Genomic DNA, 13,499 nt, shown 5'->3' with positions numbered 1-13,499 from the left:
AAAGTTATCCTAAATAGAGTGATCTAATCACACTTTTGCTTACAGCACCATAACCAGCGTACCAATCGTGATCAAAATAGAACCAATCAGCGACTTGTATGTAAAATTCCTCATATAAGAAGATTACTGCCAGAACCAGTGTGATGACGATGCTTAATTTATCGACCGCCACGACTTTGGAGGTATGTCCCAATTGAAGGGCTTTAAAATAACAGAGCCAGGATGCACCGGTCGCCAAGCCGGACAAGATCAGGAACATCCGGCTTTTGCGGCTGATCTCAGACAGTCCGCTCTGGGCGTGGGTGAGATACACCATCCCCAAGCCATAATAACCACCACAACCGTGCGAATCGCTGTCGCCAAATTAGAGTTAACCCCCTCAATGCCAACCTTCGCCAAGATTGAGGTGAGCGCCGCAAAAACGGCGGATAACAATGCAAGTATAAACCAAATTACGCGTGACTTCCTTTCACTTTTCTTGGGGATGTAGAGTTACTTTTAACACGATCGGTCGGCCCATAACGGAACTTTTTTCCTTTATTTCACCCGTTCGAACGATATCCGAGTAAATAGCGGTAAAATGTGTCTTTATTCCCCGGCCGTTACTGCAGAAACCGGCCTTCCGGCTGATCACCACGTGCATTAGCGGAACTTTTTTCCCTTATTTCACCTGACCTGGCCAGAAAGGCGCGTAATAGCGCCCTTTTATGGCCTTATCCGGAGAGTGGGCAACCCAACCGCTCACCCCAGCTCCACACTCTCCGCCGGGCTAAGGTGCTGGATGTTGTACAGCTGTGCGTACACGCCATCCGGGATCGCCATCAACTCGTCGTGGGTGCCGCGCTCGACGATTTCGCCGTTCTTCAGCACGAAGATCTGATCGGCGTGGGTGATCGTCGACAGCCGGTGCGCCACGATCAGCGTCGTGCGGGCGCGCGAGAGCTGCTGCAGCGACTGCTGGATCAGGTGCTCCGACTCCAGGTCGAGCGCGGACGTCGCCTCATCGAGCACGAGGATTGGCGGGTCCTTCAAGAAGACGCGGGCGATGGCGATCCGCTGTTTCTGCCCGCCGGACAGCTTGACGCCGCGCTCCCCGACCTCGGTGTCGTAGCCCTGCGGCAGCTGCATGATGAAATCATGCGCGTTCGCCGCGCGGGCTGCCTCGATCACCTCGTCCACGGTGGCGTCCGGCCGGCCGAACAAAATGTTATCGCGCACGCTGCCGCTAAACAGGAAGTTGTCCTGCAGCACCATGCCGATCCGGCTGCGCAAGCTTTCCATCGTCCACTCGCGGACGTCCCGGCCGCCCACCGTCAGCGTCCCCCGCTGCACGTCATAGAACCGCGGGATCAACCCAACTAGCGACGATTTCCCGCCCCCGCTCATACCAACGAAGGCAACGGTTTGGCCAGGATTGACTTCGAGCGAGATGTTTTTGAGCACCCATTCGCCGTCTTCCCGATACTTGAACCACACATCCCGGAACATCACGCCATGGCTGCCCTGCGGTAGAGCCTTCGCATCCGGCGCGTCGGTCATATCGTAGGGCTCCTCCATCAGCTCAAGCACCCGCTCCCACGAAGCCGAAGCTTGTGTTAATGTGGTTGAGGAGTTAATTAACCTCCTTAACGGTGCATATAGCCGATCGAGATAACCAAAAAAGGCGACAAACGTCCCCAGCGTCAAATCGCCGTGAATCACCTGATACCCGCCGTACCCAATCACCAGCAGCGGCGCGATATCGGTCAGCGTATTGATCACGGCGAACGTCCAAGCGTTCCAGCGGCTGTGGGCTAACGCTTTTTGCAGAAACCGACCGTTCGTCCCTTCAAACCGCTTCCGATCATGACGTTCCAAGGCAAAGCTGCGGATGACGGAGATGCCCTGAATCCGCTCATGTAAATATGCCTGGATCCCAGCGAGCGCCACCGAACGGTCTTTGGTCAGCTTTTTCAAACGCTTGTACAGCACTTTCACCGCGATCGCGTACAACGGGAAGATCGCAATGGCCACCAGCGTCAGCCACGGGTTCAAATAGAACATAAATCCCAGCACGAACACCAGCGTAAACATGTCCAGCCACACGTTCATCATGCCGACTTCGACGATGTTCTTGGTCTGCTCAGCATCGTTGATGAAGCGGGAGATAATTTCCCCCACCTTCGTATTTTGGTAGTATCGCAGAGACAACCGCTGCAAATGGCCGTACAGCTTGTTGCGCAGATCAAACAAGATCCGAGCCGTGATCAGCTGAGCAAAATACTGCCGTGCATATTCCACCGGACCGCGCACGATCACAAATAGGAACAGCGTAGCCCCCAGTACGATCATCAGCTGCGACACCTTCTGCTCCAGCGCCATTGCTCCGTTCAGTAAAATATCGTCCACGACGTATTTCTGCACCAGCGGCAGCAAGGATGGGATGCCAAACTTCAACATCCCTATAAACAAGGTAAGTAGAATCCATTTCGTATAAGGCCTAACGAACGTCAAATAGGCTTTCCAATGTTTCAATTTGTTAGCACATCCTCTGTTGATTTCTTAGCGTTCGGCGGCGTAAGTATCCAGCTTCCGAACCAGTCGCTCCGCATATTCATCCAACCGGCGGGCGAGAAGCTCCGGCGTTAACCCGTTCAGTCCCAAATCCGGCCACCCTTGATACACTTCGGGCGGACCTGGCAGCACTTCGATCAGGCATAGCATATCCCAATAGGGATCGTTTACGTCGCACCTCACCCGCCGGGCATAAGCAAGATAGTGATCCAAAAAAGTATCCGCCGCCTCCACCCCATACATCTGTACGAGATTCAACCGACAGTGGCCCGTATCAATCCCGGCCGGCCCCATGCACGCGTTCACCCAATCGACGACACCGCTGACCTGACCCTCTCGCCACAATACGTTAGCCGGGTGATAATCGCGATGAATGAATTGCGACATGTACGTTGGCACAGGTCCTTGCACGCGGTTAATCATTTTCCGCCATGCTTCAGGAACACGGGACCACTGGGGCACCGTCAATCGGGATACCTCATTATAGGTAAAATAGTTCCACCGGATTGGCGAAGCTTCCACCGCGTGGATCTCCGCTAACATCCGGGCGAGCCCGTCCAGCCAATCCAATCGATCTGCCGGGTTCAGCACCACCTGACCGGTCAGATAAGACATCAGCACAGACGGCACGCCGCAAGCGCTGCCGTCAGGATCACAGGCAAGCGCTTGCGGCGACGGTAGACCCGCTGCACTAGCCGTCTGCAACGCCGCTGTCTCGTGCAACGCGAGCTCCGGCTCTTCCCGCAGCCACTCCCGATTGGTAAATTGTCTAAGCACGACTTCGTGGCAGGTATCTCCTTGGGTTATTTTCACCCCATAAACCACCGATGAAGTGCCGCCCTTCAAAGACACCGCCGAGACCACTTTGGCGCCTCGCCCCGTCTGTTCCTCGATCCAACGCTGCGTTTGCGGGGATAGCCCAAGAGCTTCTCGCTCTATGTTAGATGTCATTCGCTATTTCCTCCTTCCCGTATAAAAGCCGATTTTCGCGCGGCAAAGCTGAATTTATCAACTGGTTATGGTATACTCCTTAATAAATTGAGTTGTCGTAAGTTAATTAAGGCAGCAATGAGTTACAGGCCGTTTTAGGAGGATGACCATGTCACGCCGATTTGTGATCGAAGCCGTGATGGTGGCGATATATGGTGAATTGCTGGTGCCGAGTGCGCCTGTGGAATATATTGTACCTTACAACACCGTCATGGAGCTTTATGAATTTCAAAATAGTCCCGAGCCGCTGATGAACGACCCCGTCGATGATATGCACGTGAAGCAGAAAATCAGCGAATTGATCGCCTACCTTGAAGAACCGCTGAATCGCAAGAAGCTGGAGCGGGCACTCACGATTCCTTGGGCTAAGAGTCCTTCGATCTTATTCGGTGATCATGTCACCTGGACCGTGGTGAACGCGGTGGACAACGAACAATACGGAGAGTTCCTTGATCCGATCGAAACGGAAATCGTACTGACCGCCCATCGGGAGAACGTGCCGGTCCTGACCGATCAGCTGGAGTTAATCCGGCGGATTATTGAAGCCGAGGTGCCAGTACAAGTATATGATATCGGCGATTTTGAATTTGCGATGGAAGACAGCATTATTTGACGATTGACGGGTCCTCTCCCGTCCGTCTGAAACTTCAAAGGAAAAGGCCCGTCGATGAACGGGCCTTTTGGTTCTTGCGCTTATTGCCATGGATTAATTCGATGCCGCAACCTCATATTCATATTCGATGTCACCCAACTGTTGATCATAGGTCACGTTGAGATGATACCCATCGAGATACCACATATCCTGCTCTTCCATGTAGAACGTTATCCCCTCAACTTCGGCTTTGATCCCCGGGGATACAGGTTGATCCACGTCGATTCCTAGCGAGAAGCCCGGATGCAGCTTGCCTCCCGCACTATAGCGTGCAAAGAAGCGGATTGCCTGACCTTCCTGTAGTCCCAGTTCCTGCTTAAACCATGCTACAGCTTCGTTGCTCACATGAATCATGATCGTTTCTCCTCCTCTATCTATCCAACCTTCTTGGTGCTTCAAGTGAAACTACAACGGTATAAATAATTTCATACCGTCTTCCCTTTTATTGTAGTCGATACCGAGCCAAAAGCCAAACCTTTGTTCGACGAAGTTCCGAAGTTTTGCATAGTTACTGAGAAAATTAATGTTTGACATCTTCTTTTGTGCGATGCTAAAATCGGGAACATACGAGATCGCATTCAATTAATTACCATTCAAGAAAGGGTGAATCACGGTGTTTAAAGTGAATCTAGTGTCTATGTATCTTTCTGCGCATCACAGTACACAACTAAATACCGGAGCAACCCCTGCAGGATTGGTTCATCTCATGCGATAACCGCCCCTTTGGCTTCATTTCTGGTTATTAGGGTAAACGTGATATCATACACGCTGAGGTTGCTTATCATAAGTAACGGACGCGACATATGTTATGGTTTTAAGGCATATCGTTTTCGGACGATATGCCTTTTTGCGGTTTTTGGCAGGTTTCGGACACTTGTAGAGGTTCTCCCGCAGGTATGGCAATCGGGAATTCAAAGGAGGAAACCCCACTATGTTTTCGGTTTTAAAAAATTTGGGTTGGTTTTTCAAACGGGAAAAAAGGCGGTACATCATCGGCTTGTTCCTGCTCATCTTTGTGGGCATCGTGGAACTTGCCCCGCCGCGGCTGCTTGGCAGCGCCATCGATGAAATCGTGGCCGGCACGGTCACTTGGGCATCATTAACACAATATATTTTACTCATTATCGGCGTACTGATCTTCATTTATCTCATTACGTACATATGGATGCATTCCCTGTTCGGGGGCTCGAACCTGGTCGAGCGGCTGCTTCGCACTCGGTTTATGAGCCATTTGCTGCGGATGACGCCGCCGTTCTTCGAGCGGAGCCGCACCGGCGACCTGATGGCCCGGGCGACCAACGATTTGCGGTCGGTGGCCACCACCGCCGGTTTCGGGATGCTGACGCTGACCGACTCGACGGCATACCTCACGGTCATCTTCCTGGCCATGAGCACGCTGATCAGTTGGAAGCTGACGTTAGCGGCAATCATCCCCCTCCCTTTTATCGCCCTGGCGATGAAAATTTACGGAAAAATCATCCATGAGCGATATACCTTGGCTCAGGATGCCTTCGGGGACATGAACGACCAGGTATTGGAGTCTGTCGCCGGGATCCGGGTTATTCGCGCCTATGTCCAAGAGCGTAATGATGAGAAACGTTTTGCGGAAATCACAGATGACGTGTATAAGAAAAACTTGGCAGTAGCTAAAGTTGACGCTTATTTCGAACCTACGATCCGCTTATGCGTTGGACTCAGCTATGCCATCGGGCTCACGTACGGCATTTATCTTGTCTTTCAAAATGAACTGACGCTGGGCGATCTCGTAACCTTTAATATGTACCTCGGCATGATGATTTGGCCGATGTTTGCAATCGGCGAACTGATTAACATCATGCAGCGTGGCGGCGCTTCGCTGGACCGCGTTAACGAAACGTTAAACGTAAAGCCGGACGTCGAGGACGTTCCGAACCCGGTTCCGGTGGAAAGACCGGAAACGATCGAGTTCAAAGATGTCACCTTCCGTTATCCGACGTCAACGATCAATAATCTCGAGCATATCAACTTAACGATTAAGCGCGGTGAGACGCTGGGCATCGTCGGCCGGACCGGCAGCGGGAAGTCCACCCTGCTCAAGCAACTGCTGCATGAATATCCGGTGGGCAGCGGCGAGCTGACGATCTCCGGCGTGCCGATTCAGCAGATTGCCTTGAAACGGCTGCACAGCTGGATCGGTTATGTACCGCAGGAGCAAATTCTGTTCTCCAAGACGGTACGGCAAAATATCCAGTTCGGCTACCCCGGTGCGTCCGACGAGAAAATTATGGAGGCGATTCGCACCGCAGCCTTCGACCAAGATCTCGGGACCCTCTCTGACGGGCTGGATACACTGGTCGGCGAGAAAGGCGTCGCCCTCTCCGGCGGCCAGAAGCAGCGGGTCTCCCTGGCGCGGGCGTTTATCGCCGATCCGGAGCTGTTGATTCTCGACGATGCCCTCTCCGCGGTGGATGCCCGGACCGAGGCGCGGATCATCGAGAACATCCGCAGCAAGCGCGCCGGCAAAACGACGCTGATCTCCACGCACCGCCTGTCCGCCATCGAACACGCAGATTGGATCGTCGTACTGGAGAAAGGCAAAATTATCGAAGAAGGTACTCATGATATGCTGCTGCAGTTAGGCGGCTGGTACCGTGAACAATACGAACGTCAACAGGTCGAATCGAACCTGACTGACGGGGAGGTGTCTTAAAGCGATGCACACCCATACGGGAAAAGCACTTTTCAAATACGCCTTAACGGCGAAAAAAACATTTATCCTCGCGCTCGTCATGCTGGCGATTGGGGTCGCGGCCGAACTGGCCGGCCCATTTATCGCTCGTACGATGATCGACGATCATATGCTGGCAATCGAGCAGCCGTTTTACGAAACGACGGTCAAAGACAAATATACCGCCACATACGATGGCCGCAACTTTAAGCGTGGCGACCGCTTTGCCGAAGGTGAAGCCAAAGGCAACGAGGTCCGCGTATTGCAGGTTGGTAAAAGCTTCGTCTTCGTGGAAGCGGCCATCCCAGACGTCTCCGGCGACCGCAGCTTTAAAGACGGCGTCCTGACCCTCACCCGGAAGGACGGCGCAAGCACGCAATATCCAGCGCAACAACTTAGCGCGTCTGGTCTGTTTGCTTTTTACAAGCCGGAGGTTCCTGGCATTCTGTCGCTGATCGTCTGGTATTTCGTATTCCTAGCTGTTGCCATTGTGATGGAATTTGGCAAAACCTACTGGCTGCAATCCTCAGCCAACCAAGTCATCCGCAAGCTGCGCATGGACGTCTACGCCCATATTCAGCGGCTGCCGGTGCATTTTTTCGATAATCTGCCTGCCGGGAAAGTGGTCTCCCGCGTCACCAACGACACGGAGGCGGTGAAGGAATTGTTTATCGCCGTGCTGGCCAACTTCTTCTCCGGTGTGATTAACATGCTGGGCGTGTACGTCGCCTTGTTTATTCTGGACGTGAGATTGGGACTCATCTGCTTATTCGTCGTTCCGATCATTTATCTGTGGATCGTTTTCTACCGTAAATTCGCGACGAAATATAACACGATTATCCGCTCGCGGTTGAGTGAAATTAACGCCATCATCAATGAATCGATTCAGGGGATGTCGATCATCCGAATCTTCCGCCGTGAAGAGCAAACGAGGGAAGAGTTCGAGAACCTAAACAGTGATTACATGAAGCACCAGAACAAGATGCTGAACTTAAATGCCTTCACTTCGCATAACCTGGTGAATGTCCTGCGGAACGTAGCATTTGCGACCGTACTCTGGTATTTCGGTGCAGCGCAGCTTGGCGGATCCAGCGTCATATCCCTTGGCGTACTGTATGCCTTCGTTGACGTGCTTGGACGATTGTTCCAACCGATCACCGGGATGGTGAACCAGCTGGCCGCGCTGGATTCCTCAATGGTTTCCGCCGGCCGGGTGTTCGCGCTGATGGACGAACCGGGTGAGCCCGTCATAGACGGTTCGATGCCGCGCTACAAAGGCAATGTTGAGTTCAAAGACGTCTCATTCGCTTACAAGAAAGACTATGTGTTGAAAAATATTTCCTTTGAGGCGAAGCAAGGCCAGACGGTTGCTTTGGTCGGACATACCGGCTCCGGTAAAAGCTCGATCATCAACCTGCTCTTCCGGTTCTACGATCCGCAGAAAGGCACGATCACCATCGACGGCACACCCGTCACGGAGCTGCCGAAGCAATGGATTCGCCAGCATATGGGGATTGTTCTCCAGGATCCATACCTGTTCACCGGGACGATCCTGTCGAACGTCACATTAGGTGACGAACGCATCTCTCGCGAGAAGGCGGAGAAAGCGCTAATCGACGTTGGCGCGGACCGGATCTTGGCTCACTTGCCGAAGGGTCTGGACGAACCGGTCGTGGAAAAAGGCAGCACGCTGTCCGCCGGCGAACGTCAGCTGATCTCCTTCGCACGGGCATTGGCCTTTGACCCGGCAATCCTCATTCTCGATGAGGCGACGGCCAACATTGATACGGAAACCGAAGCGTTGATTCAATCCGCGCTGGAGGTACTAAAACGAGGCCGGACGACGTTCATCATCGCCCACCGTTTGTCAACGATCCGCAGTGCCGATCAGATCCTCGTATTGCACCGTGGTGAAATCGTCGAGCGTGGCACGCACGAAGAGCTGCTGGCCCTCGGCGGACGGTACTATCAGATGTACCGACTGCAATCGGGAGCTGTCGAAGCACCGGCCGCCCCCGGTGCCGGTCCTGCCGTCTCTCCGGTAGCAAATCCGAGTTAAACACAAAACAACCGTTCCTAAAATGTAGGAACGGTTGTTGTTTTTTTGTCGTTATTCGGACAAACGCTTAATTTCTACCTGGTACTCGCTGGATACGAACGTCTCTGCTTTCGTATCGGTAATGACTTGAATATAATTCATATCCGGTTCAGGGGATTGCAGCTCATAATAAACCGTAGCGGTTTTCCCGGAGAACTCAACTTTCGCAACGCGAATGCCATACCCCGGATTCGGTTGTTGGGCCCGGGTCAAGACGACCTTATTGATTTGGTCATTCACTTTTTCGACTTCAAAGCTCACCTGATCCTGCACGTTTTGCTCCGCTTCCTTATGTTTGCCTACGAATTCCGCAGCATTGTGAACGAGCCGTGCTGCTTCAATCCGCGTAATCGCTTGTTTTGGGTGAAACTTCCCTTGCTCGTCCAGACTTGCGATCTTCATCAGCAACAAGGTCTGAATGCTGTTCGCATAATCCGGATTCATTTGGTCGGCATCGGCGACCTCAATAAACATTTTAATGGTCGGGTAATTTCCCGTAACGTTAATGGCTTGCATCAGTAGGTCGGCGAAGGCTTCTCGGCTCAGCTGGCTATTTGGCGCAAAATCCTTCGGTAACTTGATGCCGTTATCCTCTGCAATCCGCAGCGAGGCTGCGTACCATTCGGTATGACCCGAAGGTGGCAGTGCGCCTTCAGCTTTCGGCTTGAGTTCCAGCGCCTTTACAATCATATGAATACCTTGCGCACCGGTCAGCTTGCCGAGCGGAACGAAATGGTCTTTCGTGATCCCTTGAATGATCCCTTTCTGTTGCAGCTCTTCCGTCAGCTTCGCGTCCTGTCCGTGCACATCGCTGAAGGCGGACACGGAGGAAGCCAGGAGCAGCGAACTGGTCATCATCAGGCTGGCAGCCAGTTTCATTTTGCGGTAATTTTTCGATTTTAGATTTGCTTTCTTCATGTCTTTATCACCTCTGCCCTCCTAGACGGCCTGTCCACCAGAAAGGTTGCACTTCTTCCCCTTTTTTAAGACTAACAATAGGCTCACGCTTACCCAGGCCGCACCTTCTGCCGTTCGTCCGCCCAGCGAAGCCAGCCGTTTGCTTCCAAGATCTCGATACCCAGCGCCAAAGAATCCAATCATCGGGATCAGCACCAGCCAGGCCAATATCCCGCCAGCCAGCATCTGGCCTGCGATCCGCGGGCCAATAATATAGCCAACGCCCAGCAGCGCGGGATACGTATCCATCCCGATGACGGCGTTTCGAAAACGAAAGATCGTGGTTTCGATCTCCGTCTTAAATCACACATAATGGATGAACTTCGCCGCGTTTTTTGATTTTCCATTCATGTGAATCTCTCCCTCTTCAAGAAAAAGCAGTTTTAGATTGCCCCGGGGAGAATTAATTTAATCGACACTATAATGAAGAAAACCGCGATAGACTCGCGGTTCTCTTCTTTTGCCTGAACTAACGTTTGTTATTTCATTCCGATGCGTTGTGCTCCAGAGCGCGCAATCGCTGCGCCAGCTCCTGCTTGTCGAAGTGCTCTCCGATAAACACGGCCACGTCAGGGACATCCCCTTGCGGCGTAATTTTCAGGTAATCCGCTTCCCGGTACGCATATTGGAACAGAAAGCGGCTGGCGGTATCGGTAAATCGCAGAACCCCTTTGCCGCGATACACTTCCCGAGGCAGCTCAGCAATAAAACGCTCAAAATCCTCACTGTCCACGGGTCCGTCAAAATAGTGCGTATAGACGGTCACGTGCTCATGCGATGCGTGAGGATGGGCATGATCATGATTGTGATCGTGATGATGCGCTTCTTGATGATCATGGTGATGATCATGCCCCTCGTGATGATGAGGGTGATGATCGTGGATGTGACCCTCATCATCATGAGTAGGGTCATGAGTTTGGGAGTGTGCCCATAATGAGGACACCTCCACACCACATTTCACCGCTGGAATGATCTGAGCGTAAGGATTCATGCGGCGAAGAAACGCGGTCATTTCCTGCTGCTGATTCGGCTCCAGCAAGTCGATTTTATTCAGGATTAATACGGACCCGCAGCGGATTTGCTCCACCATCAGCCGGTAGGTTTTCCCCTGCTGGGATGCGTACAGCTCAGCCAGATGGGCTGCATCCACCACCGTCACCATCGGCTTGATGTCCAGTTTGAGATAGAGGGACACTTCCGTCACGGCATCAAAGATTTCCATCGGATTGCCTGCGCCCGTCGCCTCGATTACGATCAGGTCCGGCTTCTCCCCTTCGATCAATTCCGCCATCTGTACGCTTAAGTCACCGCGAATCGTGCAGCAAATACAGCCGCCCAGCATCTCTGCCATCGGCACTTCGTTGGAAACCAGCAATCCATCGAGATTCACGTCTCCGATTTCGTTCATGATCACGGCCGGACGAAGCCCCTGCTCCTGCCAATAACTGATCAGCCGCTGGAGCAGCGTCGTTTTGCCGCTTCCTAAAAATCCGGACAATATGTAAACGGGGGTCACCCTGTTTCCCACCTTAACAACCTCCTGCCATCGGGATATAAGCATAAAATCATTCGAATGCGAGTGTACACCATCCACCTCGGACATGCAACTCCATTTCCTTCCCCCGCCTGAAGCTCCACTCCGGTACAAGCTCACGCTCCTAGCTCGTCAAACATGATACAATGGACTTAACCTCCAACGAAAGGAAGCGAACACGATGAGATCCGTTGATGAACACCGGATGGAAGCGCCGGATAAAGTATCTTGTTTCGTCATTACTGTCTCTGATACACGGACGGAAGAAACCGATACCAGCGGCCGGTTGATCCAAGATCTGCTTCGGCAGAACGGGTATCATATAGCCCGCTATGTGATCGTGAAGGACGAATATGACGGTATCCGCCAGTTGCTGCGGGAAGCCGCTTCCGATCCCGCGATCGAAGCGGTTCTGCTGAGTGGCGGCACCGGCATCGCGCCCCGGGATACGACGTTTGAGGCGGTGCGCAGCCTTCTCAACAAAGAGATGCCCGGGTTTGGGGAGATTTTCCGTTACCTCAGCTTTACGGAAGATATCGGTTCGGCCGCCATCCTCAGCCGTGCAATCGCCGGAACGATCGGCAATACGGCGGTCTTCTCCATGCCCGGTTCCCAGGGCGCGGTGAAGCTGGCGATGGAACGGATTATCCTTCCCGAGCTGCGTCACGTCATGCGTGAAATTTATAAGAAATAAAACGCAAAAAACCAACCGCTCTCCTTCCTTAAACGAAAGGAAGCGGTTGGTTTTTGTATGAGCCCTCATGCTTTGTCATTACTTCGATCGATTATTCATTTGCGCCAGCAATTTATCAAATATCGTCTGAATCTCTTCTCGGTATGGACTATCCTTCTGCGCGCTGGACGAGTAAACCAAGGCAGCATTGTCCTTCACCGAGATGACCGCAGCCTGGCTGGAGACCGACTGGGCGGAGACTGCCTTCTTGCCATCACCAGTTCCATAAATTTCGGAAATTTCGCGAATCCGATCCTGTTCGCTCGGAAATACGTGTACGATTATAAAATGCCGCGCATCCCCGTTAATAAAATAACTGTAGCTAATATTCCCGTCCAGCCCTTCGGCATAGGTTTCATGGGTCAATTTGATCCCACGCTTCGCACATTCCGCTTTCAATGCTTGCAGCAGTGCTGTGTTCAGCGTCTTTCCGGTCGTTAATTGGCGTTCGTTCCCTTGCCGATAGCTTTGCATGCTATATTTGTTCATCTCTTCCTTGGCTACCCGTTGCACATTCCCGCATCCTACGGTTAAAGAGAGCGCCAAGGCGATTCCCAATCCAACCTTCCACCATCTCATTGGTATCCCATCCTTTATCCTAAGCTAAGCCAGCTTCGGCCGATGGTGTTAGGTTGTCTCAAGATTCCCCAATTTATACCATGGATTCCGTTTCAGTGGATGAAGGAGATGACCTGGCGCCCGATGGCTTCCCCGGCCAGTACGATACGAAGCGCCTCCGGCAGCTTCTCCAGCGGATATTCGGTGATGCCACCGGCCAGCACCGACTCCGGCTTCCACGGTCCGGCCAGAAGCTGCCACAGCTCATGCCGCAACGGTGCGGAACAAAATACAGAATCGATCCCCAGCAAATTCACCCCGCGTAAAATAAAGGGGTACACGTTCGTTTCGATCCCGCTGCCGCCGGTTAATCCCGATAAGGCAATCGAGCCGCCATAGCGTACCGACTTCAGCAGGTCGGCCGTCATCGCTCCTCCCACCGGGTCAACGATGGCCGCCCAACGCTCTTTGCCAAGCGCACCTTTGGCGTCCGAAGCCGCCTCCTCTCGGGAGAGGACCTCTGCGGCGCCAAAGGCTGCCAGCTTCTCCCGCGCCTGCGGCTTCCCAGTGACCGCGGTGACGGTGAAACCGAGCCGGCTGAGGATCGCCACAGCCATGCTGCCCACGCCGCCGGTGGCGCCGAGGACGAGCACCGGCCCTTGTCCGGTCGCCAGCCCATTGTCAAGCAGGCGCCGGACCGACAACGCTGCCGTAAAC

General features: G+C 53.1%; 12 protein-coding genes and 1 pseudogene. 4 read left to right on the top strand and 9 right to left on the bottom strand.

Going from position 1 to position 13,499, the window contains the following annotated elements; all coding sequences use genetic code 11:
• Positions 1 to 4 precede the first annotated feature (4 nt).
• The 3 genes from RW092_RS01640 to RW092_RS01630 form a co-directional block, all read right to left on the bottom strand.
• Complete coding sequence (locus RW092_RS01640) at positions 5 to 316, bottom strand: EamA family transporter (protein ID WP_316009345.1); 312 nt, start codon at positions 314 to 316, stop codon at positions 5 to 7.
• 425 nt (positions 317 to 741) lie between these two features.
• A complete protein-coding gene (locus tag RW092_RS01635; protein WP_316009339.1) occupies positions 742 to 2,514 on the bottom strand; it encodes an ABC transporter ATP-binding protein in 1,773 nt (590 codons plus the stop codon).
• Positions 2,515 to 2,541: 27 nt separating this feature from the next.
• Positions 2,542 to 3,504 carry a phosphotransferase family protein gene (locus RW092_RS01630; RefSeq protein ID WP_316009338.1) on the bottom strand — a complete coding sequence of 321 codons (963 nt, stop codon included), beginning with the start codon at positions 3,502 to 3,504 and terminating at the stop codon, positions 2,542 to 2,544.
• Between the two features lie 148 nt (positions 3,505 to 3,652).
• On the opposite strand from RW092_RS01630, the gene RW092_RS01625 reads away from it, so the two are divergent.
• Positions 3,653 to 4,156: a hypothetical protein gene (locus RW092_RS01625; RefSeq protein WP_016312346.1), complete on the top strand. Its 504-nt coding sequence runs from the start codon at positions 3,653 to 3,655 to the stop codon at positions 4,154 to 4,156.
• A gap of 93 nt (positions 4,157 to 4,249) precedes the next feature.
• Here the strand turns inward: RW092_RS01625 and RW092_RS01620 are convergent, their stop codons facing one another.
• Positions 4,250 to 4,549, bottom strand: a complete 300-nt coding sequence (locus RW092_RS01620) for a HesB/YadR/YfhF family protein (RefSeq protein WP_016312347.1) — start codon at positions 4,547 to 4,549, stop codon at positions 4,250 to 4,252.
• A gap of 577 nt (positions 4,550 to 5,126) precedes the next feature.
• On the opposite strand from RW092_RS01620, the gene RW092_RS01615 reads away from it, so the two are divergent.
• Together RW092_RS01615 and RW092_RS01610 are read left to right on the top strand one after the other, a co-directional pair.
• Positions 5,127 to 6,884 (top strand): ABC transporter ATP-binding protein, encoded by a 1,758-nt coding sequence (locus RW092_RS01615; RefSeq protein WP_016312348.1) that lies wholly within the window; start codon positions 5,127 to 5,129, stop codon positions 6,882 to 6,884.
• Positions 6,885 to 6,888: 4 nt separating this feature from the next.
• Positions 6,889 to 8,961 (top strand): ABC transporter ATP-binding protein, encoded by a 2,073-nt coding sequence (locus RW092_RS01610; RefSeq protein WP_316009337.1) that lies wholly within the window; start codon positions 6,889 to 6,891, stop codon positions 8,959 to 8,961.
• 51 nt (positions 8,962 to 9,012) lie between these two features.
• Here RW092_RS01610 and RW092_RS01605 read toward each other — a convergent pair whose 3' ends face one another.
• The 3 genes and pseudogenes from RW092_RS01605 to RW092_RS01595 form a co-directional block, all read right to left on the bottom strand.
• Entirely contained in the window at positions 9,013 to 9,918 is a 906-nt protein-coding gene (locus tag RW092_RS01605) for an S-layer homology domain-containing protein (RefSeq protein WP_176221914.1), read from the bottom strand.
• A gap of 161 nt (positions 9,919 to 10,079) precedes the next feature.
• Positions 10,080 to 10,260: pseudogene (locus RW092_RS01600) on the bottom strand (OPT/YSL family transporter); the annotation flags it as partial.
• A 181-nt stretch (positions 10,261 to 10,441) separates the two neighbouring features.
• Positions 10,442 to 11,485, bottom strand: coding sequence for a CobW family GTP-binding protein (locus tag RW092_RS01595; RefSeq protein ID WP_316009336.1), 1,044 nt, complete (start codon positions 11,483 to 11,485; stop codon positions 10,442 to 10,444).
• A 187-nt stretch (positions 11,486 to 11,672) separates the two neighbouring features.
• On the opposite strand from RW092_RS01595, the gene RW092_RS01590 reads away from it, so the two are divergent.
• Positions 11,673 to 12,185 (top strand): MogA/MoaB family molybdenum cofactor biosynthesis protein, encoded by a 513-nt coding sequence (locus RW092_RS01590; RefSeq protein ID WP_085169467.1) that lies wholly within the window; start codon positions 11,673 to 11,675, stop codon positions 12,183 to 12,185.
• A gap of 78 nt (positions 12,186 to 12,263) precedes the next feature.
• On the opposite strand, the gene RW092_RS01585 is transcribed toward RW092_RS01590, so the two are convergent.
• Together RW092_RS01585 and RW092_RS01580 are read right to left on the bottom strand one after the other, a co-directional pair.
• Complete coding sequence (locus RW092_RS01585; protein ID WP_085278751.1) at positions 12,264 to 12,803, bottom strand: hypothetical protein; 540 nt, start codon at positions 12,801 to 12,803, stop codon at positions 12,264 to 12,266.
• Positions 12,804 to 12,895: 92 nt separating this feature from the next.
• On the bottom strand, positions 12,896 to 13,499 hold a 604-nt coding region (locus RW092_RS01580; RefSeq protein ID WP_316009335.1), incomplete at its 5' end, for a zinc-binding dehydrogenase.

Source organism: Paenibacillus sp. 3LSP (assembly GCF_032465655.1).
Taxonomy (GTDB): domain Bacteria; phylum Bacillota; class Bacilli; order Paenibacillales; family Paenibacillaceae; genus Fontibacillus; species Fontibacillus barengoltzii.
Note: the sequence above shows the minus strand (reverse complement) of the source record. Positions and strands in the feature narration are given on the sequence as shown.